This is a genomic window from Marinomonas sp., from assembly GCF_039940335.1.
In the GTDB taxonomy this organism is placed as follows: Bacteria; Pseudomonadota; Gammaproteobacteria; order Pseudomonadales; family Marinomonadaceae; genus Marinomonas.
Genome location: NZ_JBDVGW010000005.1, coordinates 226,243 through 247,524, shown reverse-complemented (window position 1 = coordinate 247,524; position 21,282 = coordinate 226,243). Strand labels below are relative to the sequence as shown.

Annotated in this window: 20 protein-coding genes; 7 read left to right on the top strand and 13 right to left on the bottom strand. The window is 44.4% G+C overall.

Annotated elements, in window-relative coordinates; all coding sequences use genetic code 11:
* Positions 1-117: 117 nt before the first annotated feature.
* From ABJF92_RS03220 to ABJF92_RS03210, 3 genes are all read left to right on the top strand, one after another.
* Positions 118-1,059, top strand: coding sequence for a glycosyltransferase family 9 protein (locus ABJF92_RS03220; protein WP_446814406.1), 942 nt, complete (start codon positions 118-120; stop codon positions 1,057-1,059).
* 48 nt (positions 1,060-1,107) lie between these two features.
* Positions 1,108-1,665, top strand: a complete 558-nt coding sequence (locus tag ABJF92_RS03215; RefSeq protein ID WP_446814405.1) for an acyltransferase — start codon at positions 1,108-1,110, stop codon at positions 1,663-1,665.
* Between the two features lie 70 nt (positions 1,666-1,735).
* The gene (locus ABJF92_RS03210; protein WP_446814404.1) at positions 1,736-2,956 is read left to right on the top strand and encodes a TIGR03862 family flavoprotein; all 1,221 of its coding nucleotides are present in this window, start codon (positions 1,736-1,738) and stop codon (positions 2,954-2,956) included.
* A 52-nt stretch (positions 2,957-3,008) separates the two neighbouring features.
* Here the strand turns inward: ABJF92_RS03210 and ABJF92_RS03205 are convergent, their stop codons facing one another.
* From ABJF92_RS03205 to ABJF92_RS03170, 8 genes are all read right to left on the bottom strand, one after another.
* Positions 3,009-4,256 (bottom strand): OmpA family protein, encoded by a 1,248-nt coding sequence (locus tag ABJF92_RS03205; RefSeq protein ID WP_446814403.1) that lies wholly within the window; start codon positions 4,254-4,256, stop codon positions 3,009-3,011.
* 232 nt (positions 4,257-4,488) lie between these two features.
* Positions 4,489-5,142, bottom strand: a complete 654-nt coding sequence (locus ABJF92_RS03200) for a glutathione S-transferase family protein (protein WP_446814402.1) — start codon at positions 5,140-5,142, stop codon at positions 4,489-4,491.
* Positions 5,143-5,326: 184 nt separating this feature from the next.
* Positions 5,327-7,048 (bottom strand): ABC transporter substrate-binding protein, encoded by a 1,722-nt coding sequence (locus ABJF92_RS03195; protein ID WP_446814401.1) that lies wholly within the window; start codon positions 7,046-7,048, stop codon positions 5,327-5,329.
* Positions 7,049-7,127: 79 nt separating this feature from the next.
* A complete protein-coding gene (locus ABJF92_RS03190) occupies positions 7,128-7,400 on the bottom strand; it encodes a DUF2160 domain-containing protein (RefSeq protein ID WP_446814400.1) in 273 nt (90 codons plus the stop codon).
* 11 nt (positions 7,401-7,411) lie between these two features.
* Positions 7,412-8,308: a carbohydrate ABC transporter permease gene (locus tag ABJF92_RS03185; RefSeq protein ID WP_446814399.1), complete on the bottom strand. Its 897-nt coding sequence runs from the start codon at positions 8,306-8,308 to the stop codon at positions 7,412-7,414.
* A 9-nt stretch (positions 8,309-8,317) separates the two neighbouring features.
* Positions 8,318-9,187 (bottom strand): carbohydrate ABC transporter permease, encoded by an 870-nt coding sequence (locus ABJF92_RS03180; RefSeq protein WP_446814398.1) that lies wholly within the window; start codon positions 9,185-9,187, stop codon positions 8,318-8,320.
* Positions 9,177-10,310 carry an ABC transporter ATP-binding protein gene (locus ABJF92_RS03175; protein WP_446814397.1) on the bottom strand — a complete coding sequence of 378 codons (1,134 nt, stop codon included), beginning with the start codon at positions 10,308-10,310 and terminating at the stop codon, positions 9,177-9,179. Before ABJF92_RS03175 ends, ABJF92_RS03180 begins: the two co-directional genes overlap by 11 nt.
* Before the next feature lie 2 nt (positions 10,311-10,312).
* Positions 10,313-11,401: an ABC transporter ATP-binding protein gene (locus tag ABJF92_RS03170; RefSeq protein ID WP_446814396.1), complete on the bottom strand. Its 1,089-nt coding sequence runs from the start codon at positions 11,399-11,401 to the stop codon at positions 10,313-10,315.
* Positions 11,402-11,803: 402 nt separating this feature from the next.
* Here ABJF92_RS03170 and ABJF92_RS03165 point away from each other — a divergent pair, with 402 nt between their 5' ends.
* Together ABJF92_RS03165 and ABJF92_RS03160 are read left to right on the top strand one after the other, a co-directional pair.
* Positions 11,804-13,717, top strand: coding sequence for a sigma-54-dependent Fis family transcriptional regulator (locus ABJF92_RS03165; protein ID WP_446814395.1), 1,914 nt, complete (start codon positions 11,804-11,806; stop codon positions 13,715-13,717).
* Between the two features lie 162 nt (positions 13,718-13,879).
* Positions 13,880-15,328 (top strand): EAL domain-containing protein, encoded by a 1,449-nt coding sequence (locus ABJF92_RS03160; RefSeq protein ID WP_446814394.1) that lies wholly within the window; start codon positions 13,880-13,882, stop codon positions 15,326-15,328.
* Positions 15,329-15,465: 137 nt separating this feature from the next.
* Here ABJF92_RS03160 and ABJF92_RS03155 read toward each other — a convergent pair whose 3' ends face one another.
* From ABJF92_RS03155 to ABJF92_RS03135, 5 genes are all read right to left on the bottom strand, one after another.
* Positions 15,466-16,524: a FecCD family ABC transporter permease gene (locus tag ABJF92_RS03155; RefSeq protein ID WP_446814393.1), complete on the bottom strand. Its 1,059-nt coding sequence runs from the start codon at positions 16,522-16,524 to the stop codon at positions 15,466-15,468.
* On the bottom strand, positions 16,521-17,501 hold the full coding sequence (locus tag ABJF92_RS03150) for an ABC transporter substrate-binding protein (RefSeq protein ID WP_446814392.1): 981 nt from the start codon (positions 17,499-17,501) through the stop codon (positions 16,521-16,523). The genes ABJF92_RS03155 and ABJF92_RS03150 overlap by 4 nt, the downstream gene beginning before the upstream one ends.
* A 2-nt stretch (positions 17,502-17,503) precedes the next feature.
* Complete coding sequence (locus tag ABJF92_RS03145; protein ID WP_446814391.1) at positions 17,504-18,346, bottom strand: ABC transporter ATP-binding protein; 843 nt, start codon at positions 18,344-18,346, stop codon at positions 17,504-17,506.
* Between the two features lie 225 nt (positions 18,347-18,571).
* Positions 18,572-18,874, bottom strand: a complete 303-nt coding sequence (locus tag ABJF92_RS03140) for a putative quinol monooxygenase (protein WP_446814390.1) — start codon at positions 18,872-18,874, stop codon at positions 18,572-18,574.
* Positions 18,874-19,467, bottom strand: coding sequence for a helix-turn-helix transcriptional regulator (locus tag ABJF92_RS03135; protein ID WP_446814389.1), 594 nt, complete (start codon positions 19,465-19,467; stop codon positions 18,874-18,876). The genes ABJF92_RS03140 and ABJF92_RS03135 overlap by 1 nt, the downstream gene beginning before the upstream one ends.
* Before the next feature lie 726 nt (positions 19,468-20,193).
* Between ABJF92_RS03135 and ABJF92_RS03130 the strand changes: the two genes are divergently transcribed.
* Together ABJF92_RS03130 and ABJF92_RS03125 are read left to right on the top strand one after the other, a co-directional pair.
* Positions 20,194-20,541 carry a cupin domain-containing protein gene (locus ABJF92_RS03130; protein ID WP_445976608.1) on the top strand — a complete coding sequence of 116 codons (348 nt, stop codon included), beginning with the start codon at positions 20,194-20,196 and terminating at the stop codon, positions 20,539-20,541.
* Positions 20,542-20,616: 75 nt separating this feature from the next.
* Positions 20,617-21,255 carry an RpiB/LacA/LacB family sugar-phosphate isomerase gene (locus ABJF92_RS03125; protein WP_445976609.1) on the top strand — a complete coding sequence of 213 codons (639 nt, stop codon included), beginning with the start codon at positions 20,617-20,619 and terminating at the stop codon, positions 21,253-21,255.
* The last annotated feature ends 27 nt before the right edge of the window (positions 21,256-21,282 follow it).

The window sequence follows — 21,282 nt, the reverse complement described above, 5'->3', positions numbered from 1 at the left end:
GCGGATTAAACATTAAGTAGATTTACCCTACGGTTATTTTAGATTTGAGCACCTCTTCCATGCCGAAAGGTAGATGGATATTGACAACATGACGTAGTTTTACAGAAAAGGATAGATATGAATAAAAGAGTTTTGGTGCTAAACAATAGAGGGATGGGGGACTGTATCGTTAGTGTTATGACGTTCCCCTATATCAGGGAATTGTTGGGTGATGTAGACATCCACTTTGGTGTGCATGAGAAGCATGCTGGCCTATTTGAACATGAGCTTTTCGCAAAAGATAAGGAGGGTTTCGAGTTTTCATCTTTTGGAGTGGATTACAGATCGCTTAAAGGCATCATTTCATTCTATAAGGCACTAAAAAGAATAAAGCCCGACTACATCATAGAGTTATGCCCGGTAAGGCGAGTCGGTAAGGTTATAAAAGCCTTGAAATTTATTGACCTAACCTTAAAGTTTACTTTCTATTCTTCAAAAAACAGAGACTTAGAAATTCCAGATGAGTTCGTCGATAAGAATATTTTACAATCAAGCCTAAATGAAATTTGGTGGGCTATTGGCACTGGTAGAAAAAGTCCTCCTTCTTATGAGCAGTATCAGCAGGTAGTGGAGCAAAGGAAGGGCTATTTTGTCATGTCTATGGCGTCCTCGTCCTTTGATCATTTATGTAAACCTGAAGACTTCCTGAAATTGATTACAAAAGTTAAGACGCGATTTGAAAAAATTGAGATTATTTACCCTCTAAGCAAATCCAAGGTGGATCAGACGATGAAACAAAAACTCATCGAACTGGAAGCCCCCGTAACATTCGTTGAAAAACCTTTAAATGAGCTACCTTTATATTTTTTAGATGCCATTATGTTCATTGGGATGGATACAGGGATTAAGCATCTGTCAGCTTATATGGGGGTTCCCACTTTTTCATTGATTCCTGTTAAAAGTTACCCTTATAGCCACTCCTATAATGACGAAAAACATAAGGCAATCCCAATAGATACACCTTTTTACCTTATTGAAGAAGAGCTTGAAGCGAGTATTCGTAAGTTGTCTTCGACCTAGCATTAAAGTGTGAATGATATAGACGAGTTCTAAGGAGCCTGTATGGACATGTTCATGACATTCTTGTTGTCATTGCGCAACAAGTTAAAACTTAAAGGTGAATACCACCTTGATATTGAAGAAGGTGTACGTATCCGAGGCTGCACAATTGTTATGAAGGGCAAGAATAACCAATTACGAATAGCGTCTGGAGTGAACCTTAAAGGCGTACACATTGAGATTCTAGGTGATGATTGTGTTGTTTCTATCGATAACGGCTGTGTAATCGGTGAAAATTGCTATTTATCGGCACGGGAAAAAGGGACACATTTAACACTCGGTAAAAACTGTATGCTGTCTCGTAATGTTAAGGTCATGACCAGTGATGGACACAATATTATGAAATCAGGGCAGCGCATTAACCCAGCTCAAAACATTAACATTGGTAATCGTGTTTGGCTGGCTGATAATGTAACCGTACTAAAGGGCGTACAGGTTGGAGATGACTGTGTGGTTGGCATTAACTCGACTCTTACTAAATCTGTGACGGCGGGCAGCATCGCGGCCGGTACGCCTGCTAAGGTGTTAGTAGACGGCGTAACTTGGCAAAACGAGTTAACCTATTAGTTTATAATCATTTGGTACTGACGCTACTTTTCTTTATGATGCCTGTTTTCCAGTATTTATGAGTCGATCGATGCCAAAGAAAGTCATTGTAATAGGAGCAGGGCCTGCTGGCCTTATGGCCGCAGAGCGTATTTGTGCACAGGGGTATCAAGTGCATGTTTATGATGCCAAACCCAGTGCTTGCCGTAAGTTCCTATTAGCGGGTGTGGGTGGCATGAATATTACCCATTCAGAGCCCTATGATGCTTTCATCCAACGATATTACGATAAAGCCAATTGGCTTGACCGAGCCATCAGTCAATTCGATGCAGATACATTGCAAGATTGGATTCATGGCCTAGGAATTGAGACTTTCATTGGGAGCTCTGGCCGTATTTTTCCAAAAGATATGAAAGCCGCTCCCTTGCTACGTAATTGGCTGAAACGCTTACGAGAAATGGGCGTAGTGTTTCATATGCGCCAAAAAATGCTCGCTATCGAATCCACATACGCTGTTTTCTCCCATGATAATCAAGAAACCGTCGCCAAAGCAGATGCATTCGTTTTGGCTATGGGGGGAGCAAGCTGGCCAAAGCTAGGCTCAGATGGCCGTTGGCAGCAGGCACTTGCAAAACATAAGGTAGTGATTGAGCCTTTGAAAAGTGCTAATTGTGGTTTCTACAGTCCATGGAGCAATTTCCTTAAGGAAAAGTTTGCTGGCTCTCCTCTTAAAGGCGTGGCGTTTCGTTGTACGACGATCGAAGGGGTAGAGGTGTCAAAGAAAGGCGAGTGTATTTTGACCCAAGATGGTATGGAAGGCAGCTTAATCTACGCTTTCTCTAAATACCTGCGGGATCAGATCGAACAGCGCGGACAAGCTCAGCTAGTGATCGATTTATTGCCACAGCTCGATCATTCTCAGTTGGTGAAAAAACTGTCTCATCGTAAAGCCAAAGAATCGTTTTCCAAGTACATCAAACGCACCTTGAATTTAGGTGGTGTAAAAGTGGCGTTACTGCATGAAGTGACTAAGCCAGAGAATTTATCCACACCTGAAAAAATTGCTGCAAGTTTGAAACGTGTGGTCGTACATTTTGATCAAGTGAAAGCCATTGAAGAGGTCATCTCGAGTGCTGGTGGCGTGTGTGAAGAGAGCGTTACAGAGCATCTTATGCTAAAAAACATACCCGGGATATTTTGTGCTGGAGAGATGTTGGACTGGGAAGCGCCAACAGGTGGCTACTTATTAACGGCTTGTTTTGCAACGGGTGTTCTGGCTGCGCAAGGAGTTGAGCAATATCTACAATCATAAAAAAGCCATACCCTAAGCTTAGGGTATGGCTTGATCAGTAGGTCGTTTTTCTTTACTGAGCCGCTTCTTCAACGGTTGCAGAAACAACGGCAACTACTCGACGGTTAATGTTACGGTTGGCTGCAGTATCATTATCCACTTTTGGTTGAGACTCGCCGTAACCAATAGCTGCTACACGATCTTCCGCAATAGAAAATTCTTCAACGAGTACATTGGCAATTGCCTTAGCACGCTTTTCAGAAAGTTGTTGGTTGTAAGCAGCAGAACCACGGTCATCAGTGTGACCTTCAATCACAACGTTGGTTTCTGGGTACTCGGTGAGGAAAGTTGCTACTTCTTCGATTCGTGGGAAGTATTTCGCATCCACTGCATCAGAGTTGTTAGCAAATTGAACGTCTAAGCTCACGGTCTTAGTGCTGCTTAGTGTTTCATGACAGCCTTGCTCGTTCACTTTAGCGCCTGCTGCTGTGTACAAACATTGGTCTTTGTAATCCGCAACGCCATCTTTATCGCCATCAAGAGCACAACCTTTAGCATCTACAGAGGCGCCATTTGGTGTCGTTAAACACTGATCTAAACGATCCACTACGCCATCATTGTCGCCATCAAGCTCACAACCATTAGCGTATACGGCAGCGCCTTTTGGAGTGCTTAAACATTGGTCATTTGCGTCTACAACGCCATCACCATCTGTATCAACTGGTGCTTGCTCTACAGGCTCTTCTGCAACAACGGCAACAGGTTGTGCCACCGCTTCTTCTTGCTTACTTGCTTTATTACCGAATGTGAATTGCACACCCAGAGTGGTCAGGTTATCTAGGTGGTGGTCTTCGGTATCTTTTAGTAGACGGAAGTCACCACGTAATGAAACTTGGTCGTTGATGGCATACTTAATACCACCACCCGCATTAAGTTGAGTGTTGTCTAGGTTGGTCGGGCTACTGAAGTCTGTTGAACCAACACCTGCTGCTAGGTAAGGCGTTAGGCCTTCGCGGCTAGCAAGGTGGTATAGAGCGTCAAGACGCAATTGATCGACATCCACATCAGCACCACCGCTAAGTGTGTTGCTGTCAGCGTTTAGGTAAGTAAACTCAACCGCCCAAGGGGAGTTGAACTGATAACCTAAACCAAGAGACAAAGCGGTTTCGTTATCAACACCACGTTTATTGTCCATGTTGTAGTAGCCGATGCTTGGCGTCAGTGTAAAGCCTTCCTGGGTTTCTGCCATTAGTTGAGAAGAAACCGTTGAAAGAGCTAAAACACTTGTCATTAATGCGCAGTGTTTCTTATTAAAAGGCATGTTGTGTCTCCTTGAGAACAATAAAGTCGAGTTTTGTTAATGCAATAAGGGGCATTATCCCTAGATTGCCTGTTCATGTCTCAATATAGATACAAAATAACACTTAATTAAAATTACATTACAAAAGCGCTCCAAAGGCTGACACCAACTGTTCAAAAAATACACACTTCGATTTTATCGAAAGCTAATCAGTGTCTCTTTGAGCCAAGTTAACCACCGACCAAGCGAAGATTTATACTGGTTCACCAGCTTCATCTGAGGCAACGATTTCTGTTTCGGAAAGTGCCGCCTGATACCATTCCTGCATAGCTGGATGAGAAAACATAGTGTCCATATAGGCTTTTACTGAGTCAGATACGACGACACGATAAGTCATGAAGCGGAAGATAAGTGGCGAAAAAAATACGTCAGCTAAGCTAAAGTCGCCAAACAGGTAATCACCCTCTTTACTATTTTCAGCCCGCAATTTTGACCACATGCCATCTACATGGGCAATTTCTTGAAGAGCGGATTCAGTCGGTTCAATACGACGTGTCGCACGGCAGTTCATGGGCATTTCGTTACGAATCGCCAATAATCCAGAGTGCATTTCTGCAACGATAGAGCGAGCTACCGCACGTTTGTTTTTGTCTGCAGGCCAGCCTTTGCCTTGTAAATACGCTTCATTAACATATTCACAGATGGCCAAAGAGTCCCAGACAGTCAAATCATTATCAATCAGTACTGGTACTTTACCCACGTTAGTGTGCTGTGCGAGGGTTTGGTAAAACTCTTCCGTTTCTAGGCTCAATTGGATTTCATCGAATGGCACATTAAACGCTTTTAGTGCCAACCAGCCCCGTAATGACCAAGATGAGTAATTTTTATTCGCGATGATGAGTTGCATAGGCTTTCTCTCCGTCATGGATAGTATTTATGAGTGGATTAGATAGTGGCAGCGTGTGTTTATAGAAACGAACGAATAGCTTTGATGCAACCTATTTCTAACATTGCTGCGTGGTTTCCTTATCCGCCAAAAAAAAGACCGGCGCAAGGCCGGTCCAAATCAATGGGAGTGACTAGGCTCTAGCTTATTCCCAAGAGCGAAGTAGCTCATCATAAGAAACCGTTTTTCCTTGTGGTTTCTCATTAGCAAGCTTAGCTTTTGGTGAGCCTGGCTGTGCTAGCCAGTATGCCTCATCACGAGGTTCGTTCAATTTAGGGCCACAAATGTCTTGAACTTTTGCACGTTCAAGGCGAGTCATGACTTTATCTTGCGCTTCCGCTAAACCATTAAGCGCTTCTTGTGGTGTTGCTTCACCGCTTGCGGCCTGTGAAATGTATTGCCACCATAGCTGTGCCAGTTTTGGATAGTCAGGCACATTAGTACCCGTTGGCGACCATTCTTTACGGGCAGGACCCTTGTAGAATTCAACCAAACCACCCAGTTTTGGCGCTGCAGCAGCCATTTCTGGTGAGTTAATATCAGACTCACGAATCGGCGTTAAGCCCACCAAGGTTTTCTTCAAAGAAACGGTTTTAGACGTAGTGAACTGCGCATACAACCAAGACGCTAGACGGCGATCATCTGGTGTGGAGTTCATGAAAGTCCATGCGCCCACGTCTTGATAACCTTTTTTCATGCCTTCTTGCCAGTATGGCCCGACAGGAGATGGCGCCATACGCCATTTCGGAGAACCATCAGGGTTCACAACGGCTAAGCCTTCTTTTGTCATATCGGCCGTGAAAGCGGTGTACCAGAAAATTTGTTGTGCAACGCCCCCTTGAGCCGGTACTGGGCCGGATTCAGAGAAGGTCATACCTTGTGCTTCTGGTGGCGCGTACTTACGCAACCAATCCACATATTTGGTGGTCGCGTAAACGGCCGCTGGGCCATTGGTAGCACCACCACGAGACACGCTTGAACCAACAGGGTGACAGTTTTCTACACGAATACCCCATTCATCCACCGGTAAACCATTTGGAATGCCTTTATCGCCGGCACCGGCCATAGAGAACCAAGCATCGGTGAAACGCCAGCCAAGAGAAGGGTCTTTTTTACCGTAATCCATGTGGCCGTAAACACGCTCACCATCGATATTTTTTACTTTATCGGTAAAGAATTCCGCAATGTCTTCATAAGCAGACCAGTTAACGGGTACACCTAGGTCATAACCATAAATGGATTTGAATTTCGCTTTGAGGTCTTCACGAGCAAACCAATCCGCACGGAACCAATACAGGTTAGCAAATTGCTGAGTTGGCAGTTGGTATAGCTTGCCATCTGGACCTGTCGTGAAATCAAGACCAATAAAGTCTTCCAAATCTAGCGTCGGTGAGGTGAAAGCTTTGCCATCTCCAGTCATCATGTCTGAAATTGGCACAACTTTACCGTAACGGAAATGAGTACCAATAAGGTCGGAGTCATTTACATAAGCATCGTAAATATTACGACCTGATTGCATTTGAGTTTGTAGCTTTTCAACCACGTCCCCTTCTTGAATCAGATCGTGGTTCACTTTAATGCCAGTGATTTCCTCAAAGGCTTTTGCTAACACCTGAGATTCGTATTGGTGTGTCGTAAGGGTTTCGGATGCAACGTTGATCTCCATACCACGGAATTTTTTCGCGGCTTCTGTGAACCATTGCATTTCACTTAACTGCTGGTCTTTAGTCAGCGTTGAAACAGAAAATTCGTTTTCTACCCACTTTTCTGCGGCGTCAGAATAGGCGTCTGCCCATAATGATGCAGAATGCAGCATAACAGCTAGGGGTAAGGCGGCTAGTGCAATTTTTTTCTTATTGTAGTGCATGATTTACCTCAACAAAGTTAATAGTGATTGGCTTCCAAGCCAGATATTCCATCGTTCCTAGTGTCTAGGGACGCCGAGACTAACCCCAGCGCATTAGGACGATCATCCAAATGGCACATAGGGCGGTTGCCACCGCGATATTCACGTCCGTTAATGCAACGAACGCAAGGTGGATAAAAGCACTGCTAAGCAGTCCTATAAATAAGCGGTCACCGCGCGTAGTGGCCAATGGCAAGAAACCACGGCGTTCTATACAGGGTGAAATGATTTGCCACGCGGTCATCGAGATCAAAATGACCGCAATGGTGATAAAAAACATTGCCGTTGGTAGTGTCCAAGACATCCAAGCCATCGGGGTTCTCCTTATACTCGGCCAAGGGCAAAACCCTTCGCGACATGGTTACGAACAAAATAAATGACCAACATACCCGGGATAATGGTTAGCACACCGGCGGCGGCGAGCAGCCCCCAATCCATCCCAGAAGCCGACACAGTACGGGTCATGATGGCCGCGATAGGTTTTGCTTCCACAGAGGTCAAAGTACGCGCCAGTAGCAACTCTACCCAAGAGAACATGAAGCAGAAGAAAGCGGTAACGCCAATGCCTGAGCGGATCAAAGGAATAAAGATACGCACAAAGAATTTCGGAAAGGTGTAGCCATCGATATAAGCGGTCTCGTCAATTTCTCTTGGGACGCCGCTCATAAAGCCTTCTAAGATCCATACCGCCAGTGGCACGTTAAAAAGACAGTGGGCAAGGGCGACGGCAATGTGGGTGTCAAATAAGCCAACAGACGAATAAAGCTGGAAGAATGGCAACAGGAACACTGCTGGTGGTGCCATACGGTTAGACAGTAGCCAGAAAAACATGTGCTTATCGCCAATAAACTTATAACGACTGAAAGCATAGGCCGCTGGTAAGGCGACGATCAGACTGATGACCATGTTCATGGAAACGTAGAAAATAGAGTTTACATAACCCATGTACCACGTTGGGTCACCAAAAATCTTAGCGTAATTTTCCAGCGTAAAATCCGCTGGGAAAAAGGACAGGCCGCTCAGGATTTCGGTATTGGTCTTGAACGACATGTTGATTAACCAATAAATAGGCAACAATAAAAGCACCACATAGAGTACTAAGCCGAAGCGGCCTCTTAAGGTGGCATTACGAGCTTTACGTTCTGCTTTACTGTGCACTGGGGCCTGTGTCGCTGTGCCTTTGTTTTGTGCTGATCTGGGAGTAATAGATGCTTGTGTCATGATCGGCTCCTACTTGTCTTTTTGCATGTTCATGATGGTGGTGTAGAACACCCAGCACACCAATAGGATGATTAAGAAGTACACCAGCGAGAAAGCGGCTGCAGGACCTAGATCAAACTGTCCAATTGCTTGCTGTACCAAGGACTGACTCAAGAAAGTCGTCGAACTACCAGGGCCGCCGCCGGTTAATACAAAAGGCTCGGTATAGATCATGAAAGAGTCCATGAAGCGCAATAGCACACCAATAATCAGCACGTTGGTTAGCTTCGGCAGCTGAATGTAGCGGAACACGGCCCAGCGCGAGGCCTGATCAATGCGTGCGGCTTGGTAATAAACCTCGGGAATTGCACGCAGACCTGAGTAACACAATAGCGCCACAAGTGGTGTCCAGTGCCAAACATCCATTAGTACTACGGTTAGCCAAGCATCAGTTGGGTTTGAGGCATAGTTGTAATCTACTCCAATGCTGCTCATGAAGGCGCCGAAAAGACCAATGTCGGCACGACCGAAAATCTGCCAGATGGTGCCGACAACGTTCCATGGAATCAGTAACGGAATGGCGACCAATATTAACGCTAGGGAGGCACTACGCCCTTTTGTGGGCATCATTAAGGCCACACAAATCCCCAAGGGTACCTCAATGGCCAGAACTGTGAAGGAGTACAAAAATTGGCGAAGCAACGCTTCGTGTAAGCGACTGTCGAGAATGACTTGCTTAAACCATTCTGTACCAACAAAGTAGCGGGTATAGGGATCAAAGATGTCCTGTACCGAATAATTGACCACCGTCATTAAAGGGATAATGGCTGAGAACGCCACAATCAAAAACACAGGCAGTACAAGGAACCAAGCCTTGTTATTTTCAACCTTAGTTTGCATGAGAAACCTCCTGCTCAGTCGCGGATGTGGCTTGTGGACGCTCCACTAGATATTCGTCAACGTAAATCTTCGTCCATTGCTCTGGGAAGCTAACGTATACCTGCCCAGAAGGAATGACTTGATCTTCGCTTAGGCGTGCTTTCATGGCTTGGCCATTAAAGAGGAAAGACAAAATCTTATAAGTGCCCAAGTCTTCAACGAAGTCGACTTCGACGGCAAAAGCATCATCACTTTTACCGTCCCAAACATGAACAAATTCAGGTCGAATACCAACTGTAACTTTATTCACATTCATGGCTTTTAAACGCGCTAACATAGCGTCGCTGACAGCAATTTGATGGTTACCAAAGGTTAAGCCTTCCTCTAGGTCCGCCTCAAAGAAGTTCATGCCAGGGCTGCCAATGAAGTAACCTACAAAGGTATGAGCTGGATTTTCGAAAAGCTCTCTTGGCGTGCCAAATTGGACGATCTGGCCGTTATACATAACGGCGATTTTATCGGCGAAGGTAGACGCTTCGAGCTGATCATGGGTGACATACACCATGGTGATATTAAATTGCTCGTGGATCTGTTTTAGCTTACGGCGTAATTTCCACTTCAGCTGAGGGTCAATGACGGTCAGTGGTTCATCAAACAAAATGGCAGACACGTCATCACGTACCAAGCCGCGGCCCATAGAGACTTTCTGCTTTTGGTCCGCTGATAAACCCTTGGCTTTACGTTTTAGTTGATCGGAAAGCTCTAGAATTTCCGCCACTTCATGAACCTTCGACTTTACCTTGTATTCAGGAATGCCGATGTTGCGCAACGGAAAGGCCAGATTATCAAACACCGTCATGGTGTCGTAGACCACTGGGAACTGAAACACCTGAGCGATGTTACGCTCTTCCGGTTTCAGTTCATTGACACGCTTACCGTCAAATAATACTTCTCCATCGGAGGGCTCAAGCAGTCCAGAAATAATATTCAGCAAGGTGGATTTACCACAGCCAGAAGGGCCCAGTAGTGCAAACGCTCCCCCTTGTTCCCAGACATGGCTCATTTCGCGAATGGCATAATCTTCTGGTTTGCTCGGGTTGTCAGAGTAAGTATGAGCTAAAGCATTTAAGGTAATTTCGGCCATGATTATTGCTCCCTCATGCGTGCTGGGGAATGCACCATTTGACCTTGATGATCAAAGGCATAGAGTTTGTGCGTAGGGAAATAGACTTTGATTTCCTGATCAACCTGATAAGCGTGTACACCAGATAGGTGTAGTACTAAATCAAAATGAGAGTTGTGCACGTGTAAAAATGTTTCTGAACCACTGATTTCAGCCAGATCGACTCGAACAGGAAGTTCAAGATCATCATCGGAATGGGGCACCAAACCGATATGGGAAGCGCGTACCCCAAATTGGTATTCACCCGGAGGCAGACGACGTAAATCATTATTGAGACGAAAATGCACCGTATCATCAAAGGTGACTTCTTCTTCGCTGACTCGCCCAGGCACTACATTGATTGGTGGCTCAGAAAACATTTCCGCAGTAATGATGTCTTTCGGTTGATGGTAAACCTCAGCCGTAGGCCCCATTTGTAATAAGCGCCCCTCGTGCAGAACTGCCGTATTGCCTCCCAAGGCAAGCGCTTCGTTTGGTTCCGTTGTGGCGTAGATTGCAATGCAATTGCGGGCTTTAAATAGGGCTCTTAATTCCTGACGTAACTCTTCTCTTAACTTGTAATCCAAGTTCACCAAAGGCTCATCGAAAAGAATAATTTGGGAATCTTTGACCAGGGCTCTGGCCATGGCGGTACGCTGCTGCTGGCCACCAGACAATTGTAAGGGTAGACGATCTAAATAGGGATCAATGCGCAGCATGGCCGCAGTTTCGCGGACTCGTTTGTCTACTTCCGCGTCAGCCATTTTGGCGAGCCGTAACGGTGATGCGATGTTTTCGTAGACAGTTAGATTGGGGTAATTGATGAACTGTTGGTATACCATGGAAATGTTGCGTTCACGAACAGCAACCCCTGTAACATCCACACCGTTCATGAGGATCTTGCCAGTGGAGGGGCGGTCGAGACCGGCCATTAATCGCATCAGCGTGGTTTTACCGGATAGTGTTCTGCCCAGTAAAACGTTGAAGGAGCCTGGTTCTAGGGTCAGATTGACCTCATCGATCCATGTTTCTCCGTCAACAACGCGCGAGACATTCTGCAGCGTTAAAGACATTGAGAGTACCTTTTTCTTGTTGTTATTGTTTTGTCTACGTGAACACATCTGACCTTGAACAGGATCAAAAAAGAACACGTGATGTTGATTTATACATTACAAATGCCGTGCCAAAATAAATTAACACTCCATTTTTTATTCTATCTACATGAAATATATGAGGTTTTTTCGCTGTTTCTTGAAGTGTTGATGAATTTCACATCTGAAAAAATGCTGTTCAGTTGTGTTCAAAGTGTTTACAGTGAATTGACAAAGTGAACACTTTTTAACAGTTTTAGTGAACAGCTATAACGAAATTTAGAGCTTAGCAACCTATTCCGGTTAGCCATAAAAATAAGAATGCCCCCAGTGAATCTGGAGCTGTAAATGCCAACAAAAAATAATCAATTCAAAGACACAAAGATGTCTGATGAAAAAAATAAAAATGAAGATAAACAAGAACATAAAGAATTAATTCAGGCTTCTTGGTATCGCTGTGAACAATTTGGTTTAGAGCATGGTAGTCGTCCCGATTTTTCTTCGTTAGCGAAAGGCCCATTAAATGACCTAGTTGATCAACATCGCAGTCTCTTGGAAACCACAGAAAACGAAGTTTTGCCTTACTATGAAAATATTCTTAGTAATTCTTCCTGCATGATTGTATTGGCTGACCGCCAAGGCCATGTGCTAAATACGTGGGGGCAGCCGAGATTCGGTAGCGCCGCCGAGCATGGCTTGGTAGGTGGTAATCAATGGACGGAAATGGCTGCTGGCACCAATGCCATTGGCACCGCTTTGATTACGGGGGAGGCGATACAAGTTGGTCGAGATGAGCACTTTCTACGAGCGAATCGTTTCATGGTGGGGTCTGCATCGCCTATCTATAACACCCAAAATGACCTGGTAGGCGTGTTGGATATTTCCTCCGATGCTTATTTGCCCCAAGACCATACGTTAGGAATGGTCAAACTCATGTCTTTGAGCGTTGAGAATCGGCTTATCTTCTCTGCTTTTCAGCAAGAGCATTTTATTCTCAGTTTTAATACCAATGTTGTCAGTTTAGATAGCCACTGGTCAGGCATATTGGTGTTGGACGAGAACGGTACGATTGTCTCTGCAAACCGACGGGCGGAAGTTGTGCTCGCTAGAGATCTAGCTTTACTCAATATTAACCAGATTTTCGACGTAGAAATGCGTGAAATCAAACATCATCCTAGTCGATTACCCATGAAACTTCTGGCGATGGGCCGTTATCAGTTTTATGTCAAAGTCATTCCGCCAGTCCAGCAGATTATGAAAGTCCCCGACTTTCGCCAGCGTGGCGGGTATGTTGCTCCTCAACAAGGGGCAATGAAGGTCAACCATAAACAAGAGAATCAAAGGATAGAAATGAGTCGCATACCGGACAATGTTATCCCATTAACAGAGCTACAACACGGGGATGAGCATGTCGAGCGTATCGTCAAACAAGCCCATAAAATAATGGAAAAAGACATTCCTATCTTAATTCACGGTGAAACAGGGGCCGGTAAGGAAATTTTTGTTCGGAGCCTTCATTACCATAGCTCGCGTCGCCAAGAAATGCTGGTGGCGGTGAACTGTGCTGCGATTCCAGCGGAATTAGTCGAATCTGAGCTGTTTGGTTACGAAAAAGGTGCCTTTACAGGAGCGCAAACGAAAGGGTCTATTGGCCTGATTCGCCGTGCACATCGTGGCACCTTGTTTCTCGATGAAATTGGCGAGATGCCCACGGCTGTCCAGTCTCGCCTACTACGCGTGCTGCAGGAAAGAGTGGTCACGCCTTTAGGTTCGACAGAAGTTTATCCTGTAGACATAAAGCTTATTTCAGCGACCAACCGCGCTTTGAAGAACGAAGTAAAAGAAGGGAATTTTAGACAGGATCTCTATTATCGAATATCTGGCCTTAATATTGAATTGCCAGCGTTACGGGATCGGCAAGATAAGGCAAGGCTAATTCAATATCTACATAATCGTTTGCGACTTGAAGAGGCTGGGCCTGAACTTTCTCAAGCCATGCTGGATTTACTTGTACAACACCCTTGGCCGGGTAACATGCGTCAACTCGCTCACGTACTCAAAGTCGGTTTAGCCATGGCGGATGGTGAAGAATTGGAAGATTGGCATTTGCCGGATGACTTTTTTGAGGATTTAGCTTTCCCTGCGGATGACCCCGAGAAGCTTGAGCAACCTGCAAAAGTCATCGAGCCTCTAGAGCGTCTAATCCCTCGCCTGCTAGAGGCGTTCAATGGAAATGTTACGCAAACCGCCAAAGAAGCTGGGGTGAGTAGAAATACTGTGTATAAATATGCCAAATAGTTATTTGATTGCCACGCCAAGCGAGGAGTGATTTTTTGGTGATAAAAAAAAGCTTTAGAGGGCTATTTTTAAGCGATTAACCAGAATTTAATTAATGTTCACTTAAGATGCTTTAAAATATATAATGACCCATACTTTTATGACGCCTGTCGGATAGTTTTCATGTTCAAAAAGGAAAGATTATTTTTCTTAGTGTTCTTTAATGTTTTCCTTGTGGCTGCTTTTTCTGTTTTTCTTTATTCTGCAGAGAAAAGGTGGCACGAAAACACCGAAGAAACTAGGATTCAAACTCAAAGACAATCTGCCTTTGCTGTTGCCGAAAGCTATTTTGGCGATATTACTGAAATGATAACTAAACTATCAAAAAGTTATAGTGAGTCATGCCCTCAAGACTTCATTTATTCCATGCGCCAAGAGCTATTCACCATCCCAGGCGGTATCGAGTTCGGTATAGTGGACAACAAAGGCGATCATGCGATTATCACTTGTGACTCATGGGGAAATAAGGTCGTTCTGAAAGTAGGCAGACCTCTGCCATTTGAAGGCTTTGTAATAATAGGGCCATTCGATATTAAGTCATTGTCAGAGCCTGTTTTTATTATAAAGAAGACAGTTGGTCCGCAAGAATATAACTTGGTTATTAAAAGAAGTACGATAGAAGAGTTATTGCCTGAAGAATCATTGTTAACACTTTCTATTTTTAACTCAGTACATCCTGCTAGCACTTTTTATAAAAAGTCAGATCATATTAAGAACTTATCTTATATTTCTCTTCCAAAACGTAATGACCAAGAAATAAATTACTATGTTATTCCGACAATCATATTGTTCTTCATTATTTGTTTGTTTTTACTAACTCCTAAACTAGTACGTTGGTTTGAATTAAAAGACCTTAAGAGAAAAATAAATAGAAACTATTTCTATAATGTCTACCAGCCAATTGTGAATATAGAGACCAAAAAGTTGTTTTCTATAGAAGTCTTTCTGAGAAGTAAAAGCACTCAAGATGCCGGTGAAATTGCTAAAATTATCAAAGACTTTGACTTATACATCGAGCATACTTTGTTCCAAATTGCCGAGGTTGAGACGAGCTTTACCGAACACTTTATACGAGAGAATGATTTTCAAATTAACGTATCAAGTAAGCATATAGAGAGTGAAGACTTTATACGTAAAATTTCTGAATTAAGTGAAGCGATGCGCAACAGTCTTATTCTAGAAATTACAGAAGATGAAAATCTTATGAGGCATAAGGATAAAATCAAACAAAACATGGAGTTACTTCGCACTGCTGGTTGTCGCTTTGCAATAGATGATTTTGGTATGGAATATTCGGGTTTATCTTATATTTCTGAATTTGATTTTGAAATCATTAAAACAGATAAAATTTTTATGGGCGACAACCTAAAAAATAATGCAATCATGAAGTCAATTCAAACGCTTGCTCAAGAGCTGAATATAGCTTGTATTGCAGAAGGGGTAGAAAGTGAAGAGAATGTTGAGCACTTAACAGAAATGGGTGTGGTGCTACATCAGGGTTGGTATCATAATAAAGCTATGTCTGCTCACGATGTTCTGAAATATAAACTGGCCTATGAAAATGCAGAGTAAGGGCTGACTTTTTTCGCCCTTACTCAACGAGTTTCCTCTTAATTACTTCCTAATTTAGATTCTTACTGTCATCACCATCATTGCCCGATGAGGCTACTACTTCTCTATTCATTCGTATATGGGTTAAAGGTGCAGTGCTAAAACGATACGTGGCGTTTTTGACGCATCAAGAAGACGAAGGCAATACCGCCCACCAACCCAGTTAAGATACCGATAGGCATGTCTTGTGGAGGGATAATGACTCTGGCGACAATGTCTGCAATGACAAGAAAGAGTGCCCCTAATAACCCAGAGAGAGGCAGTAACTTTCGATAATCCCCACCGACCAGTAAACGCGTAATATGGGGTACCATGAGCCCCACAAAACCAATCACGCCAGAAAAAGCTACGGCAGCACCAGTGAGTAAAGCGCACACCACAATCACCATGAGGCGAAAACGTGTGACAGGTACGCCTAGGGTGCTGGCGGTCTCATCTCCCAAGGTCATGGCATTAAGAAAACGTGCTTTGTAGATAAGATAGCTTGCCCCTAATAGAAGCGCCAAACACGGAAACCAAAGTTGATCCCACTGGGCTAGACCTAAGCCTCCCAACATCCAAAAGATAACGGTATGAGATGCCCTATGGTCGCCCATAAAAATAAACAAGTTTCCTAACGCCGTGAGAATGAAGGCAATGGCAACCCCTGCCAAAATGAGACGGCCAGCACTGTGTGCCACGGAAAAGTTTGCGACTAATAGCACACAAAAAATAGCCACTAATGCACCGATAAAAGCAAACACAGGCACGGTCGCAACCCCTAAAATCATACCGGTATGGAGTAACGCGATAATCGCTCCTAGTGCCGCTCCAGAAGACACGCCTAATAAGTGCGGGTCTGCCAAAGGGTTACGCGTAACAGATTGCAGTGCGCCACCCACCATGGCTAACGCAGCACCGACGATGGCAGCTAAAATCACTCTGGGTAAGCGTACAGCCCAAATAATATTTTCGCGACCCATAGACCAGTCCGGCAGGCTACTGCTCAAGGAAAGTTTATGAGCAATGACACCCCAAACCGTTGCTTGGTCAATGGCGACTGAACCTACACCCACCGCAATTCCCATACTAACGACCAATAGAATAGCTAGGCTGGTGAGCAGCCAAGTCATCGGCAGCTTAGCCAGCGATGGGGTATGTGTTTGTTTAAGAATCATAGGGCCGTTCTAAATGCCTCGGCTAAGGTTTTAATAGCGTCGATATTGCGAGGCCCAGGGGTAGCGGCTACATACTCAAGCACAACAAAGCGTTGGTTTTTAATCGCAGGGATGTCACTAAACGCTGGATTGCTCAGCAAGAAGTCTATTTTTTGTTGAGCGGTCACATCACCATAGTTCACAATGACGATGACTTCAGGATTACGATCAATTACAGATTCCCAACCGATTTGTGTCCAGCTTTTAGCGACATCATCTACAATGTTGATCCCGCCTGCCGCTTCAATAAGCGCCGTTGGCATGCCGAAGCGACCGGCTGTGAAAGGCTGTTCCTCTCCAGAGTCATAGACAAATACTTTTACGGGTTCAAAAAGAGGTGCCAGTGTTTGCTGGAACTGCTCTAACGACTGCTGGTAACCCTTCACCAGTGCTTGAGCTTTGTATTCAACGTTAAAAATGCGACCCAAGTTGAGTAAGTCGATGTATAAATCATCCATGGAGACTTTGGGCTTATCCATAATATGAACACAGCTTTCACTCAGCTCATATACCTTGATACCTAGAGGCTTGAGTGTGTCCGGGGTGACGCCACCACCAACACGCATACCGTAATTCCAACCGGCAAAGTAAAAGTCCGCGTCTGCTCCTAACAGTACTTCTTTGCTTGGGTATTTAGGGGACAGCTCAGGCAACTCGGCCACCCCATCTCTTAGCTCAGGGGAAAGCGTCTTCCAGCCAGAGATACCTGTGTAGCCAACCATGTGTTGCTCTAAGCCCAGGGCGAGCATCATCTCGGTTAGGTTCACATCATTTGACACCGCAGCCTGAGGGGCTTGTTGAAAACTAACTACTCTATTGCAGCTTTGTACCTCGATTGGGTAATGACCATCATTTTGGGCATGAGCGGCAAGAGAGCTCAGTAATAAAGCAGGCGTGATTAGCAGTGCATTCATTGGTAATAGATTAGCAATTGTCATGGTCAGTCCTCAGGGTTCTCAAGGTAAAAAGAAAATCGTGGTCGTTGTGTCACCGGGTGTTTGTCAATGACGGTGTTTACCCCAAAAACATGTTTAATCTGCTGTGCTTTAAAGGCTTCTTGCGGTGGCGAGTAATCTTGCATCTTCCCTGACTTCATCACCAAAACTTGATCTGCGTGAGCGGCAAGGGATAAATCATGTAAAGAGACAATCACGGTACAGGGTAAACTGGCTAAAAGCTCCAGTACCTCTAGTTGGTGCCGAATATCAAGGTGGTTAGTGGGCTCATCTAGAATAAGTAGGTCTGGGCCTTGTACTATGGCTCGGGCAATCATTACCCGTTGGCGCTCGCCACCAGATAAAGCATTAAAAGGGCGCTGCGCCAAATGCGTCACATCCAGTAGCTCTAAGGCGTTTTCAATAGCGGCCACATCTTCGTTTGAGCGCCCCCAACGATGGGACTTTGGTGTAAGACCAATCTCAACCATCTCAAAAACACTCAAGCCAAACTCCCCACCTGCGTCTTGTAATACGGTGGCAACGCGTTGGGCACATTGGCGAGGAGACAGTGACCAAATATCGACACCATCGAGCAGCACACGGCCAGATGAGGGTTTATTAACACGATAGAGGCAGCGCAACAGACTGGTTTTACCTGAGCCATTCGGGCCTACTACCGCGATAAATTCCCCCGCATTGATTTTAATACTAATCGGCGCTAGCAAAGCTTTATGCCGGTAGGGTGACCAAGCAAGCGACTCCAATTGGAGTGACGCAGCTTGGCAATGAGCAAAGCTGTTGGGCACAGTATTCTTGTTGAGTGAGTTAGGTATTGCCGATGTCATCAATATTAGCCGGTAAATTATATTTTGTTATAGTATAACATTTGAGTGTAGTTATCATCTATTCTATGACGATAAATGTATTACTCTCATGAAGAGGGTCGACTATACGTAAGGGCCAGAGTGCTAACAAGTTAGAGGAAGCGGAGAGTTTTCATCTTGGCAGGCACAGATTGAATGTCCTCCTATTTGTCGGTGAATCTTTTATCGTGAAGGGGAATTTACTCTCTAACGGATGGCTGACGAGCGCGAAAGACAATCTTCTGTTATTTGATAGAAACGCTCAGCATGACGACTGATTGCTCCCCAGTCGGAGTTCTTCACACGAGCTTGGTGGGCTTCAAAAGAAGGGCGATCGACAAATTCTTCATGGACATCAAAGCGACCTGTTTGTTGGTGGCTTTCAGTCACCTGAAACAGAACACAAACCACCTCTTGGCGGGTAAGAGATATGTGCAGTGGCAGAGCCTGACGAACGGCTGCTAAGTCTTCAGGGGAAACAAGTAGGTAGCCTTGTAAGCTAACGCGCATTAGCTTTTAAACATGGCCACTAACGCCATGCTAGACGTTGGAACCAGGCCAACTTGCAATTCAAAGGGTTGAAACACCTTGTTAATAATTTCTGAGGTGTAGTTACCCTTATTATTTTCAATTTCAGACAAGGTTTTTCGAGACACGCCTACTTGATTCGCAAAACTTTCTTGGCGAATGCCCAATACTTTCACGCGTAGTTCTCGAAGCGCAAAGCCTTGAGTCATTTCTCCTAATATCAATTGCTTAACAATGGTATTAATGGCGAGTCGTTGCTCTGTTGCTGATGGTATCTGTAGATTTTTGGAAACGCGATTACGGCTAATGTCCGCGGTACTAGTTTGTGCGCTTACAGTTTCAGGGGGCGGCGCCTTTGTCGCTTCTGGCGAACGAGCTTCTACTTCAACACTTTCTGGCCGTTGCTTAGGGGCGGAAGGCTTCGTTTCTTTAAGCTTTTTAACTTCCACAGGGGCTTTTTTCTTTGGGCTTTCTTTGGCTGGTTTCTTTTTCTTGGCGGCTTCTTTCTTGAGCTTTTTCTTTTTCTTCACCTTTTTTTCCGGCTCAATACTATCCAGTAAATCTTTCATTTTCATAATAGGGATTTTCCTGTCATTGTGACGGTGTTAAAAATATTGCACACAAAACAAACAATTACAATTATGAGTGTTCATAGGTAACAATATATTGAGTGAAGATGACAGTTGAGTGACGCTCAAGCATTATTTTGCCTTACGATTGACACAAAAACGTCATGGCATTGTCCAAAATCTGTCACGTTCAACTTGTACTATGCCCTACAGGAAACGCTCTTTTAGAGATGTTTTTCCAGCTGATTGGCTAAATAACCTTGTTAAGCAGGGTTAGATTCCAACCGAAGAGCTAGGCTTCTGGTGTGGCTCCATTCTCCACAAGCTAGCTCACACTCTAATCATCGCGCTGATCTCTTGGAAATGATTTTTCTAGTGCTTGCTCAATATACGCCCATCAATTCGTCCCATCACCTTGCTCTTAACGCCTATGTAAGGGTTGGTATTTACTCGCACTTTTCGGCCCCAAACCCGCAAGTTTGAATTATCCACAGCACAAGTTAGGCAGCGCTTTTTTCGCCAAAGGTAATTTATGTGGATAATCTCAAGGCTTATCTACAGGGTTATTTGTTTATATCTCACAATCTACCCTGCATGGCTTTTTGTGAGAGGCGAAAAAAGCGCTTATGAAGCTTCTTCTGTAAGCCTCAATATGTCGGAAACAATTGAAACTGATATTTATTTGCGGCAATATGACGCTTTGTTAATCATCATACAAATAAAGAGGGCAGCATGTTTGTATATAACAGCGATGTAAAATTAGAAGATTTGGGTGCAGGCGTTTCTCGTAAGATCATGGCATACAGTGACAATGTGATGAGTGTCGAAGTTTACTTCGAAGAAGGTGCGATTGGTGCGATGCATAACCACCCTCATGAACAAATTACTTATGTATTGTCTGGTGAGTTCGAATTTACCATAGGCGAAGAAACAAAAATCGTGAAAGCTGGCGATGCCTTGTATAAAGTACCTAACGTAATGCACGGCTGTGTTTGCCTGAAAAAAGGTGTTTTGCTAGATACATTCGCGCCAATGCGCGAAGATTTTGTAAACCAAGCTCCAGGTAAAGACGGTTACTAAGCCTTAACAGGCGATAAGACCCGTAAAAATAACAATAATGAGGTGGCTGATCTTGATTAGCCCTTGGAGAAAAACATGAAAATTGCATTGATGATGGAGAATAGCCAAGCGGCGAAAAATGCCATCATTTTAGAACAACTCACCGACGTGGCTAAGCCATTAGACCACCAAGTATATAACGTTGGCATGAGTGATGAAAAAGACCATCACTTAACCTATATACATCTGGGCATTATGGCCAGCTTACTGCTAAATGCCAAAGCCGTAGATTTTGTGGTTGCGGGTTGTGGTACTGGTCAAGGGGCGATGATGTCTCTAAACGCCCATCCTGGAGTCGTGTGTGGCTATTGTTTAGAGCCTTCGGATGCTTTTTTGTTCAACCAAATCAACAATGGTAATGCCATTGCTCTAGCTTTCGCCAAAGGCTTTGGTTGGGCGGCAGAACTTAATGCCCGTTACATGTTTGAAAAAGCCTTTACCGGTCCACGTGGTGAGGGTTACCCAGTTGAGCGTAAAGCGCCTCAGGTGGAAAATGCCAATCTTTTGAATGACATTAAAGCGGCGACCATGAAAGACAACTACCTAGACACGCTAAAAGCCATCGACCAAGAATTGGTGCGCACTGCCGTGACAGGTAAGCGTTTCCAAGAGTGTTTCTTTGCAAACTGTCAGAACCCAGACATAGCAGACTATGTCACCTCATTATTGGGCTAAACATTAGCCAGCAACAAAAAAAGCAGT